Source organism: Chryseobacterium sp. FP211-J200, assembly GCF_001643375.1.
In the GTDB taxonomy this organism is placed as follows: domain Bacteria; phylum Bacteroidota; class Bacteroidia; order Flavobacteriales; family Weeksellaceae; genus Epilithonimonas; species Epilithonimonas ginsengisoli.
Genome location: NZ_LSHB01000013.1, coordinates 62,569 through 80,040, shown reverse-complemented (window position 1 = coordinate 80,040; position 17,472 = coordinate 62,569). Strand labels below are relative to the sequence as shown.

General features: G+C 33.2%; 20 protein-coding genes. 9 read left to right on the top strand and 11 right to left on the bottom strand.

The annotated features are described in order from the left end of the window. Positions 1-103 precede the first annotated feature (103 nt). Entirely contained in the window at positions 104-385 is a 282-nt protein-coding gene (locus AXA65_RS05700; RefSeq protein WP_228391629.1) for a DUF6922 domain-containing protein, read from the bottom strand. 177 nt (positions 386-562) lie between these two features. Further along, positions 563-985, bottom strand: coding sequence for a DUF3408 domain-containing protein (locus AXA65_RS05695; RefSeq protein ID WP_034980058.1), 423 nt, complete (start codon positions 983-985; stop codon positions 563-565). A 519-nt stretch (positions 986-1,504) separates the two neighbouring features. On the opposite strand from AXA65_RS05695, the gene mobA reads away from it, so the two are divergent. The 3 genes from mobA (at position 1,505) to AXA65_RS05680 (ending at position 4,227) form a co-directional block, all read left to right on the top strand. After that, positions 1,505-1,939 (top strand): conjugal transfer protein MobA, encoded by a 435-nt coding sequence (mobA, locus tag AXA65_RS05690; RefSeq protein WP_063969155.1) that lies wholly within the window; start codon positions 1,505-1,507, stop codon positions 1,937-1,939. A 4-nt stretch (positions 1,940-1,943) separates the two neighbouring features. Then, positions 1,944-3,212 carry a conjugal transfer protein MobB gene (mobB, locus tag AXA65_RS05685; protein ID WP_063969154.1) on the top strand — a complete coding sequence of 423 codons (1,269 nt, stop codon included), beginning with the start codon at positions 1,944-1,946 and terminating at the stop codon, positions 3,210-3,212. Positions 3,213-3,732: 520 nt separating this feature from the next. Next, positions 3,733-4,227 (top strand): GIY-YIG nuclease family protein, encoded by a 495-nt coding sequence (locus AXA65_RS05680; RefSeq protein WP_063969153.1) that lies wholly within the window; start codon positions 3,733-3,735, stop codon positions 4,225-4,227. Positions 4,228-4,654: 427 nt separating this feature from the next. Here AXA65_RS05680 and AXA65_RS05675 read toward each other — a convergent pair whose 3' ends face one another. Next, positions 4,655-5,314 carry a YceI family protein gene (locus tag AXA65_RS05675; protein WP_063969152.1) on the bottom strand — a complete coding sequence of 220 codons (660 nt, stop codon included), beginning with the start codon at positions 5,312-5,314 and terminating at the stop codon, positions 4,655-4,657. Between the two features lie 83 nt (positions 5,315-5,397). Between AXA65_RS05675 and AXA65_RS05670 the strand changes: the two genes are divergently transcribed. Beyond that, the gene (locus tag AXA65_RS05670; protein WP_063969151.1) at positions 5,398-6,330 is read left to right on the top strand and encodes a sulfate/molybdate ABC transporter ATP-binding protein; all 933 of its coding nucleotides are present in this window, start codon (positions 5,398-5,400) and stop codon (positions 6,328-6,330) included. 302 nt (positions 6,331-6,632) lie between these two features. On the opposite strand, the gene AXA65_RS05665 is transcribed toward AXA65_RS05670, so the two are convergent. Then, complete coding sequence (locus AXA65_RS05665; RefSeq protein WP_063969150.1) at positions 6,633-6,965, bottom strand: zinc ribbon domain-containing protein YjdM; 333 nt, start codon at positions 6,963-6,965, stop codon at positions 6,633-6,635. Positions 6,966-7,110: 145 nt separating this feature from the next. Between AXA65_RS05665 and gcvT the strand changes: the two genes are divergently transcribed. Both gcvT and AXA65_RS05655 read left to right on the top strand, forming a co-directional pair. Further along, on the top strand, positions 7,111-8,190 hold the full coding sequence (gcvT, locus tag AXA65_RS05660; protein ID WP_063969149.1) for a glycine cleavage system aminomethyltransferase GcvT: 1,080 nt from the start codon (positions 7,111-7,113) through the stop codon (positions 8,188-8,190). Between the two features lie 91 nt (positions 8,191-8,281). Then, positions 8,282-8,755, top strand: a complete 474-nt coding sequence (locus tag AXA65_RS05655; RefSeq protein ID WP_086048087.1) for a PepSY-like domain-containing protein — start codon at positions 8,282-8,284, stop codon at positions 8,753-8,755. A 54-nt stretch (positions 8,756-8,809) separates the two neighbouring features. On the opposite strand, the gene AXA65_RS05650 is transcribed toward AXA65_RS05655, so the two are convergent. After that, positions 8,810-9,343, bottom strand: coding sequence for a glutathione peroxidase (locus AXA65_RS05650; RefSeq protein WP_063969147.1), 534 nt, complete (start codon positions 9,341-9,343; stop codon positions 8,810-8,812). 175 nt (positions 9,344-9,518) lie between these two features. Between AXA65_RS05650 and AXA65_RS05645 the strand changes: the two genes are divergently transcribed. From AXA65_RS05645 to AXA65_RS05635, 3 genes are all read left to right on the top strand, one after another. After that, the gene (locus tag AXA65_RS05645) at positions 9,519-10,385 is read left to right on the top strand and encodes a sugar phosphate isomerase/epimerase family protein (RefSeq protein ID WP_063969146.1); all 867 of its coding nucleotides are present in this window, start codon (positions 9,519-9,521) and stop codon (positions 10,383-10,385) included. Positions 10,386-10,549: 164 nt separating this feature from the next. After that, positions 10,550-11,386, top strand: coding sequence for an FkbM family methyltransferase (locus AXA65_RS05640; protein WP_063969145.1), 837 nt, complete (start codon positions 10,550-10,552; stop codon positions 11,384-11,386). A gap of 3 nt (positions 11,387-11,389) precedes the next feature. Beyond that, entirely contained in the window at positions 11,390-12,868 is a 1,479-nt protein-coding gene (locus AXA65_RS05635; protein ID WP_063969144.1) for a lipopolysaccharide biosynthesis protein, read from the top strand. Positions 12,869-12,925: 57 nt separating this feature from the next. Here the strand turns inward: AXA65_RS05635 and AXA65_RS05630 are convergent, their stop codons facing one another. From AXA65_RS05630 to AXA65_RS05605, 6 genes are all read right to left on the bottom strand, one after another. Next, the gene (locus AXA65_RS05630; protein ID WP_063969143.1) at positions 12,926-13,558 is read right to left on the bottom strand and encodes a hypothetical protein; all 633 of its coding nucleotides are present in this window, start codon (positions 13,556-13,558) and stop codon (positions 12,926-12,928) included. After that, positions 13,551-13,853 carry a DUF6804 family protein gene (locus tag AXA65_RS05625; protein ID WP_063969142.1) on the bottom strand — a complete coding sequence of 101 codons (303 nt, stop codon included), beginning with the start codon at positions 13,851-13,853 and terminating at the stop codon, positions 13,551-13,553. Before AXA65_RS05625 ends, AXA65_RS05630 begins: the two co-directional genes overlap by 8 nt. Before the next feature lie 89 nt (positions 13,854-13,942). Then, positions 13,943-14,350 (bottom strand): hypothetical protein, encoded by a 408-nt coding sequence (locus AXA65_RS05620; protein WP_063969141.1) that lies wholly within the window; start codon positions 14,348-14,350, stop codon positions 13,943-13,945. 22 nt (positions 14,351-14,372) lie between these two features. After that, entirely contained in the window at positions 14,373-14,948 is a 576-nt protein-coding gene (locus tag AXA65_RS05615) for a TIGR02281 family clan AA aspartic protease (protein ID WP_063969140.1), read from the bottom strand. Continuing rightward, positions 14,945-16,498 carry a hypothetical protein gene (locus AXA65_RS05610; protein WP_063969139.1) on the bottom strand — a complete coding sequence of 518 codons (1,554 nt, stop codon included), beginning with the start codon at positions 16,496-16,498 and terminating at the stop codon, positions 14,945-14,947. Before AXA65_RS05610 ends, AXA65_RS05615 begins: the two co-directional genes overlap by 4 nt. Then, a complete protein-coding gene (locus tag AXA65_RS05605) occupies positions 16,498-17,472 on the bottom strand; it encodes a hypothetical protein (RefSeq protein WP_063969138.1) in 975 nt (324 codons plus the stop codon). The genes AXA65_RS05610 and AXA65_RS05605 overlap by 1 nt, the downstream gene beginning before the upstream one ends.

Below are 17,472 nucleotides of genomic sequence, written 5' to 3'. Positions count from 1 at the left end.
TAATGCACTACGAGTATAAACAATATTTCTCGTGTATTCGATGGATTGCCTTTGACTGTCTTCATAGCAGATGTTGCGGAGAAAAAAAGCGAAAAGAATACGATTATTTAGGATTATATCTTTTTAAATCCATTGATATGGCTTGTCCTTGCGATTCAGGTAGCAGTACATTTCTTCTTTTTGAAGTAAGGGGGAATAATTTCAGGCTTTTTCGATGGCATCGTTGGGCAGAAAGTAAATTGGTCACGATAACCGTGACCAATTTTTCATATCCACAAAAACAGATGAGCTTACCAATCTCCTGCTGACCAATACGTTCTGCAATTCGGGAAATAATTGTCTTATAGGCTTTGATAAAGTCCATTGCATCAATGTCGAAATCCAAAAAAAAGAAACGTTCGAGATTTGGAACTTCATTGTTTTTTACGCTTGCTTCTATACTCTAACTATTCGGTTTTTCAGCTTTGCATTATTTATTTCAACGTCTCAATGGGTGGTACCTTATATCGTTTACTTGTATTTTTTTAATATTTTCTGCTCGTGATAACACTATTTAAAGAAGTTAGAAAATAGGTTTATTTTTTTCATTAAAACTGGTCGTGATAGACTCTTCAAACTCCCCAAAGTGATGATCCAGTAGGTTATACAGATAGGCATAGATAGTGGTATTATTATCTCCTATCACCTGAACAATTCGGGAGAGTTTTTTATGATGATCGGGATCAATGTACACTGATTTTCCGTGCCGTGCCGTACTTTTTACATCTTTGAAAAATATTTCTTCATAATCGGTTCGGCTGTAGCTTTTTGGACGGGTGTGTACTTTCTTCAATGGTTTTTCCTGTTCCTGTCCCTCAGCTTTTTTCTTTTCCGTAATTTCTTCTGCGGAAATATCAAATCCTTCCTTTCGTACCCCGTCAACCATCAGGTTCATCATTTTTGCCTCGTCAATGTCCGATTTTAATTTTTTGTTATTGTCATCCATGATTTTAATTTTATTGATTGTTGTAAATTATACTACGTGATTTGAAATATTGCTTTATAGCTGTAATTACTTCCATTTGCAACTGTGTAAATCCTTAATTCCGTCCTATAGAAAATCCACCTGCAAACTTGTCTGTCTTTTCAGCTGATTGGAGCTGTGTATAACCGTGGCTACGACTTCCTGTTTGCATAGCTGAACAGTTAACTGCTTGGACAAATAACGGGCTGTATGCACAAACTAAATAAAAGGTGGTCTTTGAAGGTATTGTTTGGTATTCAATATCCGGCTATCAAATGACTGTTATTCAACTGGTCTTAGTGATATTTGCAATAGAAGCAATGGGGTTATCTATGATAACCCTGATCTGTCATCAAGACGGATTTTCTGAACTCCTGTTCAGAGCAAGTTATCTTTTGAGGTACTCGAAATGAATTTCGGCACCTCAAAAGCACTTGCCCTTGCAGGGGGCTGGAAACGGCTCCGAAGTCGCCCGTTTGTTTAAAATTAAATTGGATCATTATGGAAAAGAAAAACAGAAATCAGATTAAAAAGACCGGAAGAAAACCGAAGATTGATCCTGCGGTACATCGGTATTCTTTTAATCTCAATGAAGTGGATAACGCCAAGTTCCTTGCTCTTTTTGACCAGTCGGGAATGAAAGTAATAGCTCATTTTATTACGGCTTGCATCTTTCAGAAGACGGTAAAGACCATTAAAATTGATATGGATGCAGTAGAATACCACGCAGGATTGACCAAATTTTTCGGTCAGTTTCGAGGAATTGCAACCAATTACAATCAGATCGTTAAGCTTTTGAATACTAATTTTTCGGAGAAAAAAGCATCTGCGTACCTCTTTAAATTGGAAAAACAAACTATAGAAATGAAAGAATTATTGCTAAAGGTTTTAATTCTGACAGAGGAATTTGAGAAAAAACATCTAAACAGGGAGTAGATAAATGATTGCAAAAATCGGAAAGGGAAGCAATATGTACGGAGCGATTTTGTACAATCAACAGAAGGTGGACAATGAGAATGGTGCGGTTCTTTTACTGAATAAGATACCCGATACGTTAGACGGCAGATATTCCACCCAATATTTCAATAAATGTTTTGAACCGTATTTGTCTGCCAATATCAAAACGGAAAAGACAGTTCGACATATATCGCTAAACCCAGATCCTTTGGATAAGGTCAGCGATGAGCAGTTTACCGATATGGCTCAGGAATACATGGAACGTATGGGCTACGGTAATCAGCCCTATATCGTTTTCAAGCATATGGATATTGACCGCACGCATATACACTTTGTTTCGACGTGTGTAGGAATTGACGGAAAGAAAATCTCCGATGATTATGACCATCATCGCTCCATGGCTATCTGTCGGGATTTGGAAACAAAGTATAACCTGAACAAAGCCACCGAGCAGGAACAGAAACAAGCCAATAAGATTTTTAAGCCTGTAAATCATAAAAATGGGGACATTAAAAGTCAGATTGCTTCGGTAGTACGGCATCTGCCCAAATATTATAGTTATTCTACTATGGGTAGTTACAATGCTTTACTTTCCCTTTTCAATATCACAGCGGAAGAAGTCAAAGGCGAGCGAAACGGTCAAACGGTAAACGGATTGGTTTACGTGGCATTAGATGAAAACGGCAACAAGACAAGCAATCCGTTCAAAGCATCACTTTTCGGAAAAGATGCAGGAGTAACACAGCTTCAAAAACATTTTGAGCAGTCCAAAGAAAAAATGACAACCAATCCTTCGAGGTCTGTTTTGAAAAACACGATTGAACTAGCTTTACATACGACAAGTAACGAAACGGATTTTAAAAAGCATCTTGTTGAGCAGGGTATCAATACCATTGTCCGTAAGAACGACGATAGACGGATTTACGGAATGACTTTTATTGACCACGAAAGCCGAAGCGTTTGGAACGCTTCACAGTTAGACAGAAACTTATCTGCAAACGTATATAATGAATGGTGGAACAATGGAAATAAACCCGAATTAAAGATTCAGGATAGCCCTGTTTACATTACTAACACGATAGACGACCAAACGACAAAAGACCTTTTCGAGTTTATTTCTCACGATAATTCGCAAAGTTCTGATTTGGGATTGTTAAGTTTGATACCTGATGCACAGGGAGAAGATTATGAAGAAGAGCAGTTTGCTAATAAGATAAATAATAAAATTAAAAATATCAAGCAAAGAAGATGAGGGTCTATCTTATTTTTTTAACTCAAAATGCTCAGTAGGATTAGATATTGGAACTTCGAGATTTGATTTTAGTGTAGAATTTAGTAAGCATCGTGTGTGAAACCGTGGAATGAATAATCTGTGTGTGTGTGCTTGAACCCCAAAGCTTTTGAATAAAGTTATTTAAATAGAAAAATTCAGAATAGGCGCAGTTTAGATATCATTAAACCAAGACTGCCTATCTTTTTTTACATTTTTAGTATATTTTTTAAAATAAGATTTCCCAACCATTGATTTTAATTAGATCAAATAGCCATACTATATAGTTGTTTAAAAGTGGAACCGATTTTAGATTAATTTATATCATAGGACATACTAGAAACAAATATATTAGATTAAAAGTCCTTTTGGAGATTCGTAAAATATTTCGTTACATTTGATAAATTGTAATAAGCCACTTGATGGTACAAACTAGCATTTTTAGGTGGATAATTCCAAAAAAATTATTTCTCGACAACGTTCAAATTTATATTAAAAAATAATGGAATATCACTTTGAAAATAATGATTTATATAATGCCTTAAAACAGGCAGAAACTGATTTATTTTCTTCAGAAAAACTCAAATTTAAAAAAGACAAAAATTGGAGAGAAAACTCAATTCCTGATAAGCCTGGAGTTTATGCTCTTTACGAAGATAATCAGAAACTTTTATATATTGGAGAAACTGGAAATTTAAGGGCGAGAATGAATGAAATTAACAGAACTGTTAATCACTCTTTTCGTAAAGAATTAGGTTTTACAAGATTTGACGGAATCAAATCAAAAAAGAAATTTGAGGATAATGTAGAATTGAAACTTGATGCTTTTTTTGAACAAAATTTATATGTTTCTTTTATTGAAGTGAATTTTGGAAGATTGGAAATAGAAACGTTTATAATTACTAATCACCAAGCTTTACTACTGAATTCAATTAAGAAAAGAAAACTCGATATTGAGATTTCAAAAATGGAAAAGAGAGAAAAAGCCATCCACTAACACTTGTTACAATAGATTGTGCAATTGGCTTAATTTAAAAATGCTCTTATATTTGGAATGTTTAGGAAATCCCAAAAAAAGACTTAATTTAATCCCAAACCTCCTGTATCAAAGGGGAGTTAGTGGTAATTGTACGGCAGAAATTTGGAAATTATAGAATCTAACACACAAAAAAGTGTACCTAAATATAGATGTAAATTAACTTTTTGTATATTTGTTGTGAGTGAACGGAAACACGTTGAATAGCAATGCAATAAGCACCGTTACCAAATCGTTACCTGACTTCTTCGATTATCCTTATAAAAGCTTAGCATTCAAGCGAAACAGCTTTTTCCCTAAAACTTTAAAATAAAAAAATCTGCCTTTTCATAAAGCAGATTTCAATTTATGATCTTGATTCTTAAGTCTTGTCTCTTATTTCCTCAAATTATTTCTTTTCTATCGCTTTTATTTTAACTTGGATATTGATCTCATTTTTGATCAGACCTTCAGCAGCAGGCATTTGGAACTTGATGCCGAACTCATCTCTGTTGATGTCTTTTGGTTCTGTAGCGATGGTCAATTCTCCCTCTGCAACTTTTACGTTAGCGTTGAAGGTAAAAGGTTTTATGATGCCCTTCAAAGTCAGATTTCCATCTAGGACGGTGTTATAATCGCTTCCTGCGGGAGCTTCAATCACTTTTGTGATCTCGTAGGAAGCAGTTGGGAATTTTCCGGTGTCGAAGAAATCGGCACTTTTCAAATGACCTAAAAGTTTGCCATTGGATTCTGCATCTTTCAGATCTTCATTGGAAAGAGATGTCATATCGATTACGAACTGGCCACTTTCCAGTTTTTTATCTTTTACGGTCACCTCGCCACTTTCAAATTTTAGACCGCCGATATGGCTGGTATTATCAGACTTTACAACTTTGAAACCTTTCCATTCCGCTTTGCTGTTCAATGTGTCTACAACATAGATCTGTCCGTCCGATGTTGTCAGAACTTCGTTGGATTCGCTGGTAACTGGTTTGTCTTTTCCACAAGAAATGATGAAAACCGAAGCGGATATCAATAAAATAGCGGAGATTAAAGTGGTCTTTTTCATAAAGAAATTTTTAAATTATAACTAAATTTGTGTTTTTGCTAAAATAATAAAATTATTATTATTTCAACCACTAATTTTGCAAGATGTTGTTAGAAGTTAAAAACCTGTATTTCAATTATCAGAACGATAAACCATTGTTTCAAAATCTTAATCTGAATGTAGATGAAGGCCAGATCATCGCTTTAGTCGGCGAAAGTGGTTGTGGGAAATCAACTTTACTCAGTTTGATCTATGGTTTGATAGATTGGCAAGATGGCGAAATTTTGTTTGAAGGCGAAAAACTTTTCGGACCAAAAGGTAATCTTGTTCCCGGTGAATCTCAAATGAAATTTGTAGCGCAAAACTACGATTTGATGCCGTATGGAACAGTTTATGACAACGTTGGGAAATTCATTTCTAATATTAATCTCAAAGAGAAAAAAGAAAAAGTTGAAGAATTGTTGGATGTTGTCGGTTTAACGGAGTTTGCGAGAGTGATTCCAAAGAATCTGAGTGGCGGTCAACAGCAAAGAGTTGCGATTGCAAGGGCTTTGGCAGTTCTTCCGAAAATGCTTTTGTTAGATGAGCCTTTCAGCAACCTGGATTTTTCTAGAAAGTTTGAGTTGAGGGAAAAACTTTTTAATTATGTCAAAGAAAATGATCTCAGTTTAATCATTTCAACACACAATTTGGAGGAAGTTCTACCTTGGGCAGACAAGATCGTGGTTTTGCAACAGGGAAGATTGATTCAAAATGATTCACCGAAGGAAACTTACGAAAATCCTTACAATGATTACGTTGCAAGGCTTCTTGGCGAGGTCAATATTTTCACCGAAGCAGAAAAATCTCAATTGAATTTAAATAAAACCAATTACTTTCCGTATCAAATCAAAATTGTTGCAAGTGGAGTAGAGGCAACCGTTTCGGATAGTCGTTTTGCGGGTTCTCATTACCGAAATAAATTATTGATTAATGATAAATCAATCATTATTTATACAGATGAATTTTTAGAAGGAAAAGTCGATCTTCAGTTTTAAAAATTTTAGGATTTAAGAATTGTGGATAAAATATGGATAACTTATGGATTTTCAGTTTGTTGAATTAAAAATAATTTCTAATTTTGCTAAACGAAAATACATCAGGAAATTTTTGGTTAATTCTCTTTCTGCCCCTAAGGACTGAAATTAGCGCAAGCAATCAAAGTCTTTGAAAGTCGACCCTGCCAAATTTTTCCTTTTTTTTGTTTAATATCTAAAAGGCTTCGACTCCGTTCAGCCTGACATCTAGTGTTAAACTTGTCGCACTGAGCGGAGTCGAAGTGTTTTTTATCTTTATTTTACTAAGCTTTTCTCACAAACTCAGACTTCAAAGCCATTGACCCAAAACCATCAATTTTACAATCGATATTGTGGTCACTTTCTGGTCTCAATCTGATGTTTTTCACTTTCGTTCCAGCCTTGATATCTTTCGGAGCACCTTTGACAGGAAGATCTTTGATAACGATTACAGAATCTCCGTTTTGCAATTCCTTCCCAAGAGAATCGAAAATTTTACCTTCCGTAGAAACTTCCGCTGGATCCCATTCGTAGAAACATTGGGAACAAACCTGAAGGTTGTCTTGTTCGTAGGTAAATTCGGATTGGCATTTTGGGCAAACGATTGTATCACTCATAGTTTTTGTTTTGAGTCGCAAAGTTAACATTAATGTCTTAATTTAAAAATGATATTAATTTGGAAATGTAACTTATCATTCATAACCAAAAACTCATAATAAATTTTTAGATTTGCTTGCAATAAATAAATTAATAAAAAAGTAGATGAAAAAGACCGCTTTATACGATAAACACGTTTCTTTGGGAGCGAAGATTGTTCCTTTTGCAGGCTTCGAAATGCCTGTCCAATATGCTGGAATTAATGAAGAGCATTTTGCTGTCCGCGAAAAAGCGGGAATGTTTGATGTGTCTCATATGGGACAATTTTTCATCGAAGGTCCATCTGCGAAAGACCTTTTGCAATTTGTGACCTCAAACAATGTTGATGCGCTTGAGAACGGAAAAGCACAATATTCTTGTTTGCCAAACGAAACTGGCGGAATTGTGGACGATTTGATTGTTTACAAAATGGAAGATGAGAAATATTTCGTAGTCGTAAACGCTTCAAATATCGATAAAGACTGGAATCACATCGCGAAATACAATGAGAAATTCGGAGCGAAAATGACCAACGCTTCAGGCGAAATGTCATTGATTGCCATCCAAGGTCCAAAAGCGACTGAGATTCTTCAAAAACTGACCGAAACAGATTTGTCAACCATTCCATATTATCATTTCACAGTTGGTTCTGTGGCTGGATTTTCTGATGTCATCATTTCAAATACAGGTTACACGGGAAGTGGCGGTTTCGAGATTTATTTTAGTAATGACAACGCGGAGCAAATCTGGGATGCATTGACAGAAGCTGGAAAAGATTTTGGACTGATTCCTTGCGGATTGGCTTCCAGAGACACTTTGAGATTGGAAAAAGGATTCTGTCTTTACGGAAATGACATCAATGATACAACTTCGCCACTTGAAGCGGGATTGGGTTGGATCACGAAATTTGATAAAGATTTTGTGAATAAAGCATTCTTGGAAAATCAGAAAGCTGAGGGAATTACTAAAAAATTAGTCGGTTTCGAAATGCTGGAAAAAGCTATTCCACGACACGATTATGAAGTGGTAGATGCAGAAGGAAAAATCATCGGAAAAGTAACCTCCGGAACAATGTCACCAATGAAAAAAGTGGGAATAGGATTGGCTTATGTTGATCAACCGAAATTCAAATTAGATTCTGATATTTTCATTAGAATTAGAAATAAAGACATTCCTGCGAAAGTGGTGAAGTTGCCGTTCGTATAAATCTGGTTAGATTTCAAATAATAAAAGCGGCTATTTTGGTCGCTTTTTTGATTGGTAATAATTTAGTAAATTTCAAAAAAAATAATTAATTATGAAATTAGATAAACTAAGTTTAGTAATGTTCTTTGCGGGAAGTATGTTTTTGCAGGCTACTGAAAAGAATGAAATCCGTTTGAATCCAGAAGTTATCTCTGTGAATGTTTCTAAAGTTTTTCAGACAATGCCAGCAAATGTCAAAAGTTTTCTCGCAAAATATTATCCAAAAGCAACCATTGCAAAATACGAAGCAAAAAATACAGTTGTTGGTAAAAAATATGAGGTGAAGCTAAGTAACGGTGCAGAAATCGACTTCGACAAAAACGGAAATTGGGAAGAGATCAGTGATAAGCAAGGTGTGCCTTCTGCATTGATTCCTGGAAGTATCAAGACTTACCTGGCTAAGAACTATAAAGGTGTAAAGTTAGAATCAATTGATAAGGGAAGTAACAAAATCAAGGTTGACCTTATGAATGACATCGATCTTGAATTCGATAAAAACGGAAAGTTTTTAAGAATAGATAAATAAAAAAAGAAAGCGTTCAAATTATTGAACGCTTTTTTTTTGACTTCTGACTTCCGTTTATTTCAAATATTTGGTAATGCTGTCGCTTGTAGGATTCGTAGAACTAATAAAACTGTCTATTACATTACCTTTTTCATCAAGCAAGATCTTGGTGAAGTTCCAAAGGATCTTTGTGTTTTTTACACCATTTTCTTTCTTGTCGGTAAGAAATTTGTAAATGGGTGCAATGTCGTCTCCTTTTACAGAAACTTTCGCTGCCATCGGAAATTGAACACCATAATTTCTTTGACAGAACGTCGCAATCTCATGGTTTGCGCCCGGTTCCTGTCCTCCAAAGTTATTTGCAGGGAAACCAACAACAACCAATTTGTCTTTGTACTGCTCGTAAAGTTTCTCCAGGTCAGCATATTGGGGTGTGAAACCACATTCCGAAGCGGTGTTTACAACCAATATCTTTTTACCTTGGAACTTTGAAAAGTCAATCGTTGAACCATCAAGAGCTTCTACTTTGAAACTATGAATCGATTTTGCTTGTGCCTTGTTTTTTGAAAATCCGAAAAGTGAAAACATAATAATGAGTAAGTATTTCATAAAATTAATTTATTTTTTTTTAAAAACAATTTAAATATCAAATTTAAAACAAGTTTGGGGATTTGTAATGTGGTTTTTTATAAATCTGTCTATCAGGATGATTTTAATGTTAGCATTATCGATTGATTAATATCCCAATAAATATAAATACCTTTAATCAAATTTAAAACCGAAAATGAACCGAAAAGATTTTATCGCCCTATCTTCATTGGGATTTTTAGGATTATACGCTTGTGGAACTTCAAATATGATGAACAGTAGAAAACCTTTATCTATTCAGTTGTACACGATTCGGGACGCAATTTCTGAGAACTTGGAAAAAGCATTGGAAAAGTTAGCTGAATTGGGATTTAACCAAATTGAAATTTATGGTTACGATGGAACTTTCTTCGGAAAATCCAGAACGGGATTTCAATCTATTCTGAAGAATATCGGTTTGAAAGTTATCAGTTCGCATCACACTACGGGAATTGTTCATAATACCAAGGGAACTTTGCTCAACAATTGGGAAAGATCTGTGGAAGATCTGCATTTCATCGGTTCAAAATATATGGTCTGCTCTTATCTTTTTGAGGAAGAAAGGACTTTGGAACATTACAAAAAACTTCCCGAATTACTCAACCAATCTGGCGAGATGACCAAGAAAGCAGGAATCGATTTTGCTTATCACAACCACGATTTTGAATTTGAAAAGTTTGATGAAATAACTGTTTATGATTTCATTTTAAATAATACTTCTCCTGATTTGGTCAAAATGGAACTCGACCTTTATTGGATTGCGAAAACAGGTTTGAATCCGCTCACATATTTTGAAAAGTATCCCAAAAGATTTCCGCTGTGGCACGTGAAAGATATGAAAGCCGGAACGAAAGATTTTGCAGAAATCGGAAATGGAACAATTGATTTCAAAACTATTTTCGAAGCGCGAGAAAAAGCTGGCCTGAAACATTGGTTTGTAGAACAAGATTCCAGCGATAAAGATATGTTTGAAAGCGTGAAAATGAGTACAGATTATATTGCAAAAAATAACTTTTTCAAATAAATCTTTGCTGCGCCAAAGCGCCTTTGTGAGCCTTAAAATATTTTCAGCAATTGTAAAATTCTTTATGAACTTTGTGTTTAAAATCCTTTTATTTTAACAAAATTTTATGATTTGTAAAATAAATCCCTTTTCTTTGCCGTTCATTTCTTTACGAACCAACATTTATGAGCGTTTACAGTAAGCTTGCTGAGAATTTACAATACCTTTCGCCATCTTTCTACAAAAGCAGATTTTTCAAAAAACTGAAAGGTCTGGATGTTCACAATCTGTTGGAAAGAAAAGTAGAACCTGAGTTTCTTTGGATTAAAAATATTCTGTCCAAAGATGCTGTTTTTATGGATGTTGGAGCCAACGTTGGGGCGTATCTTTTCACTTTGGAAAACCATTTGAAGCCTGAAAATATATTCGCTTTCGAGCCCAATCCTCAATTGTTCAAAAGATTGGGGAGATTGTTCCCAAAAGTCAATTTGTCTTCTGTTGCATTGTCTGATATTTCAACAATCGCCGAATTCAAAATTCCTGTTATCAATGGTGAAAAAGTCCATACGAGAGGCACTTTGCAGACTTCTATCAAAGAAAAAAATGAGGAAAAAACCATTCTTCAAAAAGTGAAGGTGAAGCCTTTGGATGAGCTTGATTTGAAGTTTCAAAAGCTTGATTTCATCAAAATCGATGTTGAGGGAAATGAGATGCAGACCCTGCGTGGCGCAAAAAAAAACATCGAAAAATTCAGACCAATTTTGATGGTCGAGATGGAACAACGTCATCACAAGGAAAATCTTTGGACTTTGATTTCAGAAGTTGCAGATTGGGGTTATTCTGTCAATTATTTGGATAGAGAAACTTTGCAACCGAAAATTTTGACAGAAGAATTCTTGATTCAGCAAAATCCAGACAATGTGAAGAATTACAAAGATTACATCAATAATATTATATTTTTACCAAATCTTCAAGAGCCTCAAACTGACAATCAATCATCATTTATCAACCATCAATTATAACAAATGAGTGTCGTTGCAAGACAAGGTATAAAATATTCGATCATTGGTTATCTCGGTTTTCTGCTGGGGACTTTTTCGGCGATTTTCATTTTTCCCTATGATATGGAGTTTTATGGAAAGCTCCGTTATATTTTGCCAACTGCCGAAATGATAGTTCCTATCGTGGTTTTTGGATTGAGTTTTTCCAATGTCAAATTCTTTAGCAAAGTGAATGCTGATGGGAAACACCACAATATGTTGTCGCTCAGTTTGCTGGCGATTTTTATCAATTTTGCGGTTTTTATCGGTGCTTATTTTTTACTCAATTATCTCTTTCCAAGTCTAAAGGAAAGCCGACTTTGGGAGATGAAACGCTTGATTTTACCATTGGTTTTGGTTTTGGCGCTGTCCTCGGTTTTTAATAAATTTTTGACAAATTACAAAAGAATTGTTGTTCCGAATATCTTCGAAAATTTTGTTCCGAAGATTGCGAATCTTGGCGCATTTTGTCTCTTCTTTTTTATGGGATTCGCGGAAAAATCGGCTTATGGATTTTTCTTTATGATGTTTGTGATTTCGTTACTCGGATACGGATTTTACACCAATCGATTGGAGAAGATCAAACCGGATTTTAACTTGGATTATTTTAAAAAAGACAGATTTTACAGTGAGGTTTTAACTTATAGTTTGTTTGGATTTCTGGGGAATATCGGAAATTATATCGCCATCAGAATTGATAATTTTATGATTGGCGAATATATCAGTTTTGAGGAAAACGGGATTTATAGCAACATTTTTTCAATCATCTCCATTATAGTCGTTCCGCAGATGGGACTTTTCAATATTTCTGCACCCATCATCAACAAAGTTCTTGCATCTGGAGATTATGATGAATTAGACAGGTTTCATAAGAAGACTTCACTTAGCCTGTTTTTTTTAGGCCTGGTTTTGTTCTGTTGTATCGTAGTTGGATTTCCGTATTTGGCAGATTTTATGAAGAATGGCGAGGATCTGCGTTCAGCTGAGCCGGTTCTTTGGATTCTTGGGTTTGCAATGTTGTTTGACTTGGCGACGGGTTTCAACGGGCATATTATTTCTTTGTCCAAGTTTTACAAATTCAATATTGTCGTGATGCTGATCTTAGCGGTTCTCACGATTAGCCTGAATATGATTTTCCTGACTTATACCGATTTGGGAATTCTTGGAATTGCCGTTGCTTATGCGATTTCTTTGTCTTTGTTCAATATTATCAAAATCGTTTTCAATTACATCAAATTTAAGGTTTTTCCGTTGGGAATCGAGATGATGTACGCTTTGATTTTGGGATTTCTGTCAATCAATGTGGCGATTCTTTTGCCAGATTTCGAACTCAATATTTTGAATCTTTTCTACAAACCAACAGTTGTTTTGATTTTGCTTTTCGTCGGAAATTACTTTCTGAAAATCTATCCATTAGACAAGTTTTTGAATAGGAATTTTATTAAGAGTTTGTTTAAGTTTTAAATAATCTGTGTTGCTAAATATTCAATTTTGAGGCACAATAACTTTTCAAGATTAATTTTACAATGCCTCTTCTAAATTGCTTGGTTGTGTGCTGAAGTTTCCGTTGGGTTGTAATATCAGTTCATATTCTAAAATATTATCAAAAAGAGCTTTTGGTTCGTCTTTACCAACATGTTCATCTTTTATAAACCCACCTTCTAATTCACCTCCTTTCATTACTTTTTTAGGATTCCATCCTTTTCCGTAATAGAAAAATGTTTGATAGGTTCCATTAGGAAATGAAAATGAATAATTGTCACCTGCCCGAATGTAAGCATGGCGCACCACCTGATCATTTTTTTTAATTGTAACCATTACATCTGAATTACTCGTTGTAACATTAATTTGAGAACAACCATAATCATCACAATTAGAATTTTCACCATAATTACTGGAATATGGAGTAGAACCTGTTTGTAATGACTTATTGCCATATAATTCTTCAGTTTCCTTTTCTTTGCGGAGTGCCTCTTGCTCTTCTTCTCTGATTTTCTTTTCCTCCTCAGTTTCTTTAGGTATTACATTTTCATAGTCTAAATTTGAGTTTTTGCTGTTAGAGTCAGAGGTTAATGAGTTGTGGTTGGTTTCTGGTTTTTGTTCACACGACAAAAACAACAAACTTGCAAGCGCAAATAAATAATTTTTATTCATAGTTGTTTTTATTTTTAAATAGTGACATTAAAAGAAATCCTGCCACAATCACATCCACAATATTCCAAATAGTTCTTCCTAAAGCGATTTTTAGAAACGGCTGAAATAGTAATGCCAATGCAATATATAGAAACATCATTTTCTCATCTCTCTTATTGTTTGCTTCGAATGCCAAAAATCCAAATCCTGCAAAAGCTATAAACCGCACGAGCTGGTAGTAGCCGTAAGGCATTTTTAGGAGGCAGAGGAGAAGTAGGATGGCGAGAAGTATCTTTGTTATTTTTTGTAATTCCATAGATTTTTTCTAAAAACTAGATCCTAGTTATTTTAAAAGTGTTACTCAAAAAAGTAAGTTGAGGTAAATAGTAAATGAATTTTTTTGAATTACTTATTAAAAGACAAGAGATTCCTGTAACTATTAATTTTTACGCAATAAACAATCCATAAAATAAATCCAATTACATTTAAATATGGAATCATATTTAGAATACACATAGCGATTCCAATGCTTTGACCAGGTTTTATTTCCCCCAAATTTAGATTTCTACTTCGTGCCTCATTGGCTAAGGAAGATGCAATTTTATTTACAACAATAAAATGCCAAATTAAATTGAAAATAGGAAGTAACAACAACCATAAGCTTCCGTCAGATAATGTTCTGTTTTCAAATTTTATCTCTTTTAAAGTTGATTGAAGTGTTAAAATGTAAAAGATGTATGGAATAATAAAAATTCCAAGAATTAATCCAACAATGAATAAGTGCTGCCAGCTTATTGATAAAATAGTAATCATATTTTTATTTGTTTTTTAATATTTATCTGAATATAATTTCTCCATTTTTATTGTCTATTTCAATTTTGCCAAAATTTTCCAAAACTGTTTGCCCTAACAAAAGTGGTGCATCAACATTATCAACTACTGTAGCTTTTATATTTTGTAAAATTCTATTTCCAATTTTTACAGTTTTTAAGTTTACTTTAGTTCCTTCCGATATTTTCCCAGTTGCATCTTGAAAATATTCTTTATCTAAAATGTCTTCTCTACTCAAAGTACCTTGTCTATAAAGGACAGTTGCTTCTGCTGGTGAAATACAGATACTGCTTGCGCCCGTGTCAAATATGAACCTCAATCTAATTCCATTAATTTCAATCCAGACATACTTAACACCATCTTCATTTTCCATTGCCAAAATATTTGTTGGCTCTTCAGATGGAATTTCTTCTACATTGTTGAAAATAGCACTATCGGAGATTGTTGTTAAAGAATTGTTTTGTAAAATATTTTCACTTTCAATAGGAGAATTTGATTTGTTATCTCTATTGAATTCATTACTTTCTGGATGTTTGCAACCCACCAAAAAAATTAAAATTAATGATGGAACTATTTTCATTTATTAGATTTTTTTGAAGGAATAACTTTTATCGAATCACCAGTAAACAAAGAATCTACAGTATTAAAAGAAGCAGAATTTTTTTCAATGAGTAGTTTAGTGTAATCTTCTTTTTGATTTTGATAAAAATCTTTTATTTCAGTTTTATTCTTATCAAAAATAACTTTGACTACATCCTTTATTTTCATATTACGTTCTAGTTGTTTAGCAACTAATTTATAGTCATTAGCCATTAATATTGTATCTGGAACAGGATTTAACTTGGTTTGTGAGGAATCAGAAATAATTTCTTCATTATTGATTGGTTCTTCCTGATTTATGTTTTCATACTGTTCTTGTTGTTTTTCAAAGAACATAAAATAGTAAACTAATGCTGCAACTATTAAAAGAATATTTAAGATGACAGATACAATTAAAACTATATAAACTTTATTATCTACAGTATCTTCCTTGATATCATCATCATAATGATGATTGTAATTAGGAGGTCTATTCTGTGATGAGTGTGTATTAATTCTCGGATTTTGAAATGATTGTAAATAGCTTACAGTATCTAATTTTTTTTTCTCTTCTTCAAAATTTCTTTTGTATTCTGCGTAAGAGTTATTTATTTCTTCTAAAGTTTTATCTGCATTTAATCCATTGATTAGTTCATCGTATTTTTTTAAAAAGTTTTGATAGACAATATTAAGTTTGTTTAAATCATTTTCTGATTTATTAATTTCCTCTTGATTTTCAGAATGTTTCTGTTTGTTTTGTTCAAGTTGTTTTTTTAAGTTTTCATCAACCTTTTTTCTCTCCTCGTCTAATTTTTCTTTTTCTTTTTCAAATTTTGAAATAGCATTTGTTATTTTTTGTTTTCTTTCCTCCTGTAAAATTTGAATTTCTTTTTCTAAACCATCTTTATCTGTAAGTCTAAAAAGTCTTTTCTGTGATACAAATTCGGCAATTTCATTACTGTCAATAAAATATATTGTATCATATTTTGGCAATAATTGGAGAGATTTTTTAAATAAATTCTGAATCTCATTTTGATCAAACCTATTTGTAAAAACGACGAGGTTTTTCCCAGAATTTTCCCAGTCTAAAAAATTAAATCTAGTAGTTTGATATTCTAATTTTTCAAAATCTTTAGAAAAGACATTTTGAATATTAAAATCCTTTGAATGATTAATATTTAACGTATTATTGATACCAATATTATTCTTTTTTAGTTGGCTATGAATCGAAGAAAGTGAAGTGAAAATTAAATTTTCAGCTATAGTTTCATCAACAAAAACTAAACTTGTTCCTACAAAAGTTCCACTTCTATTAGAATTCTTCTCTTTTGCGTATGTGTAAACAGAATAAGATAAAAAGGTATTATTTTGAGTAGATTCTTTTCTAATTGAAAATATGTAGTCATTTGCTGATAACAATTGTATTGCATTTGTTTTTAAATCAAATGTTTTTAAAAGTTTCTCTAAACTCTTATTTCCATAAATACAAGATTGGGTAAAGCCATTTGGAGTTCCAAAGGTTGCATATCCAAATACATTAATGTTCTTCATTATTTAGAAAAGCTAAATTTAATTTTTTCCCAAAAAGTTCCTTCATAATCTAGATCGTAACCAACGATATTGTTATATAACCATTTTGAAATTACTTCAGCTGATTCCAAGTTGAGCAAAGTTATTTTTTCTACTCCTCCTTGATTTTGTACATTACCTATTGTGAAATAAGTTTTGTTTAAATTATAGGTGTCAATTCTATTATTAGTCATGCTTAATCTTTCACTAATAAAATTTTCTAAATGTTGCTCGTTATCAACACCCATACTTCCTGATTTATCCCATTTTGAAATAACAAGAAGTACATTTACATTTTTTAGATTTTTTCCTTTTCTTTCTAAATAATCTAAAAACTCTACAATTTTTGCATCTTCTTGATGAGCTCTATCATAGCTAGTAACAATTATAAAATTAAGTGGTATGTCTGAATTTAAATACGCGTCTATGCTTTCATGATATTTGCCCCCTCTGGATATTTCATTATGATTTTCTCCATTTGTTTCTAGAAACGATAAACTAACAGGTAGAACTTTTTTAGATTTATTATTAGGGTCAAATACAAAATCTAAACGTGTAACTTGGTCTCTTGTACTTCTGTTAGGTAATATTCCACGCTTTATATTTTCAAAAAAATCTGCAAGTAAAACATGAGCTTCTCTAGAATTTGGACTTCCTAACTTGGGTCTTAAAACTCCTGCATAGGAATTCATATAATACAAAATAGCTGATAGAATAACAGATTTCCCAGATGCTGATGTCCCGTAGAAAAATACAAAGTTGCTGTCTTTATTTTGAACTGTTGTTGTACTTCCGTTAGATGTAGGAACAAAACCTTCATCTTCTGTTTCTTGTGTTGTATAGATTGTAGAATTTCCCAGAGGTTGATGATTTATTTCTTGAAAATCATCGATTTTATGAAAATTATCCTCATTGTTATAATCATCAAATGAGAAAGGTTTATCATTGTTCATCAT

What these genes read in the sequence shown, in the direction of transcription:
- AXA65_RS05665 (WP_063969150.1), bottom strand. Translation starts at nt 6,965, where the DNA reads ATGAGTGATACAATCGTTTGCCCAAAATGCCAATCCGAATTTACCTAC.
- AXA65_RS05680 (WP_063969153.1), top strand. Translation starts at nt 3,733, where the DNA reads ATGGAATATCACTTTGAAAATAATGATTTATATAATGCCTTAAAACAG.
- AXA65_RS05620 (WP_063969141.1), bottom strand. Translation starts at nt 14,350, where the DNA reads ATGATTACTATTTTATCAATAAGCTGGCAGCACTTATTCATTGTTGGA.
- AXA65_RS05650 (WP_063969147.1), bottom strand. Translation starts at nt 9,343, where the DNA reads ATGAAATACTTACTCATTATTATGTTTTCACTTTTCGGATTTTCAAAA.
- mobA (WP_063969155.1), top strand. Translation starts at nt 1,505, where the DNA reads ATGGAAAAGAAAAACAGAAATCAGATTAAAAAGACCGGAAGAAAACCG.
- AXA65_RS05605 (WP_063969138.1), bottom strand. Translation starts at nt 17,472, where the DNA reads ATGATGAACAATGATAAACCTTTCTCATTTGATGATTATAACAATGAG.
- AXA65_RS05625 (WP_063969142.1), bottom strand. Translation starts at nt 13,853, where the DNA reads ATGGAATTACAAAAAATAACAAAGATACTTCTCGCCATCCTACTTCTC.
- AXA65_RS05670 (WP_063969151.1), top strand. Translation starts at nt 5,398, where the DNA reads ATGTTGTTAGAAGTTAAAAACCTGTATTTCAATTATCAGAACGATAAA.
- AXA65_RS05615 (WP_063969140.1), bottom strand. Translation starts at nt 14,948, where the DNA reads ATGAAAATAGTTCCATCATTAATTTTAATTTTTTTGGTGGGTTGCAAA.
- AXA65_RS05645 (WP_063969146.1), top strand. Translation starts at nt 9,519, where the DNA reads ATGAACCGAAAAGATTTTATCGCCCTATCTTCATTGGGATTTTTAGGA.
- mobB (WP_063969154.1), top strand. Translation starts at nt 1,944, where the DNA reads ATGATTGCAAAAATCGGAAAGGGAAGCAATATGTACGGAGCGATTTTG.
- AXA65_RS05630 (WP_063969143.1), bottom strand. Translation starts at nt 13,558, where the DNA reads ATGAATAAAAATTATTTATTTGCGCTTGCAAGTTTGTTGTTTTTGTCG.
- AXA65_RS05610 (WP_063969139.1), bottom strand. Translation starts at nt 16,498, where the DNA reads ATGAAGAACATTAATGTATTTGGATATGCAACCTTTGGAACTCCAAAT.
- gcvT (WP_063969149.1), top strand. Translation starts at nt 7,111, where the DNA reads ATGAAAAAGACCGCTTTATACGATAAACACGTTTCTTTGGGAGCGAAG.
- AXA65_RS05695 (WP_034980058.1), bottom strand. Translation starts at nt 985, where the DNA reads ATGGATGACAATAACAAAAAATTAAAATCGGACATTGACGAGGCAAAA.
- AXA65_RS05635 (WP_063969144.1), top strand. Translation starts at nt 11,390, where the DNA reads ATGAGTGTCGTTGCAAGACAAGGTATAAAATATTCGATCATTGGTTAT.
- AXA65_RS05655 (WP_086048087.1), top strand. Translation starts at nt 8,282, where the DNA reads ATGAAATTAGATAAACTAAGTTTAGTAATGTTCTTTGCGGGAAGTATG.
- AXA65_RS05640 (WP_063969145.1), top strand. Translation starts at nt 10,550, where the DNA reads ATGAGCGTTTACAGTAAGCTTGCTGAGAATTTACAATACCTTTCGCCA.
- AXA65_RS05675 (WP_063969152.1), bottom strand. Translation starts at nt 5,314, where the DNA reads ATGAAAAAGACCACTTTAATCTCCGCTATTTTATTGATATCCGCTTCG.